This is a genomic window from Streptomyces sp. NPDC005774, from assembly GCF_042871645.1.
Lineage (GTDB): Bacteria > Actinomycetota > Actinomycetes > Streptomycetales > Streptomycetaceae > Streptomyces > Streptomyces pratens.
This window is the reverse complement of the sequence record NZ_JBIAIV010000161.1, coordinates 1-1,016: the sequence shown is the minus strand read 5'-3', so window position 1 is coordinate 1,016 and position 1,016 is coordinate 1. Positions and strand designations below refer to the sequence as shown.

Sequence of the window (1,016 nt, the reverse complement as noted above, 5' to 3'; positions counted from 1 at the left end):
GTGGGGGAGGAGCGGGAGACCGTGGAGGAGGTCGCCGAGCCCTTCCTCGTACGGGAGGGGCTGCTCGCCCGCACCCCGCGCGGCAGGATCGCCACACCGGCGGCATGGGCGCACCTCGGCCTCGTCCCGCCCGGCTCCCGAGCTGGCGGAAACGGACAACGGGACCTGTTCGGGGCGTGAGGGGGACGGCACTGGCCACGCGAGGAACCCCGGTGCCATGCTGGGCGTTGTTCCCTGCGCGCGGACTCGCCTAGACTCCGCCGATGCCACGCCTTGTCGGCGGCATCACATACCCCCAACCAACAGGCCGCTCACCATCGCGGTCGTGTGAAGGAAGTCCGACCCGTGAGTCTCCTGACCCTCCTCCCGTTCATTGTGCTCATCGGGGCCATGTTCCTGATGACCCGGTCGGCCAAGAAGAAGCAGCAGCAGGCCATCGATATGCGGAACCAGATGCAGCCGGGTTCCGGTGTCCGTACGATCGGGGGCATGTATGCCACGGTGAAGGAGGTCAGTGAGGACACGGTCCTCCTCGACGCCGGACCCGGCGTGGACCTGCTGTTCGCGAAGAACTCCATCGGTGCCGTACTGACCGACGAGGAGTACAACCACATCGTTCACGGCATCGAGCACGACCTGAAGTCCGACGCCGATGTCGTCCCCGACGACGCCTCCTCCCTCACCGAGACCGACGATTCCGCCGCCGCCTCCGACGACGCGCCGGTCGATTTCGGTAAGAAGGACACGGCTGACACGGCTGACACGGCTGACGCGGCCGACGTGCCCGCCGACACCGAGCCGGCCGATGCCGGCACCGACGCCGCCGACAAGGCGAAGACGGACGAGCAGGCGAAGAAGTCCGACGGCGGCTCCGAGGCGAAGTAGTCGTGACCCGGAGTGGGGGGGGGGGGGGGGCCGCCCCCCCGCGCGCCGGGGGGGGGGGGGGGGGGCGCCCGCGGCCCCCGATTTGGTGGCCCCCCCCCACCACGGGGGCGGCGGGGCGCGCGGGCGGGAGG

General features: G+C 70.9%; 2 protein-coding genes. Both read left to right on the top strand.

Features of this window, described 5'->3' with window-relative positions; all coding sequences use genetic code 11:
• Nucleotides 1-180, top strand: a 180-nt coding sequence (locus tag ACFYQA_RS39620; protein ID WP_388928711.1) for a Holliday junction DNA helicase RuvB C-terminal domain-containing protein, incomplete at its 5' end; no start/stop codon positions are given.
• A gap of 165 nt (nucleotides 181-345) precedes the next feature.
• Nucleotides 346-885: a preprotein translocase subunit YajC gene (yajC, locus tag ACFYQA_RS39615; RefSeq protein ID WP_388928709.1), complete on the top strand. Its 540-nt coding sequence runs from the start codon at nucleotides 346-348 to the stop codon at nucleotides 883-885.
• The last annotated feature ends 131 nt before the right edge of the window (nucleotides 886-1,016 follow it).